The sequence below is a fragment of the Halalkalibacter lacteus genome (assembly GCF_036663595.1).
GTDB lineage: Bacteria > Bacillota > Bacilli > Bacillales > Bacillaceae_D > Halalkalibacter > Halalkalibacter lacteus.
The window spans coordinates 1-257 of record NZ_JAWRVL010000313.1 but is presented as its reverse complement, the minus strand read 5'-3'; the positions used below and the strand labels follow the sequence as shown (position 1 = coordinate 257).

Sequence of the window (257 nt, the reverse complement as noted above, 5' to 3'; positions counted from 1 at the left end):
CGAAGGACCGCTGCCGCTGGCGCCCGACGCACGCGACGCGCTGATCGCCAGCGCCGACGGCGACGGCCGTTTCCTGCTGAACAAGGCCGAGACGCTCTATTCCGCGAAGCTCCCGGAACCGCTGGGTCCGGTGTAATTGTGCCAATTCCTGCAGCGCCGCGTCGCCGTTTACGACAAGGCTCGCGAAGGCCACTACAACCTCATTTCGGCGCTGCATAAGTCGATCCGCGGTTCCGACCCGCAGGCGGCCCTGTACT

Annotated in this window: 1 protein-coding gene; it reads left to right on the top strand. The window is 66.1% G+C overall.

The genetic code is table 11. The annotated features are described in order from the left end of the window. Positions 1-136: 136 nt before the first annotated feature. Positions 137-257: hypothetical protein (locus tag SAZ04_RS23675; protein WP_332699912.1), on the top strand; the 121-nt coding region annotated here is incomplete at its 3' end.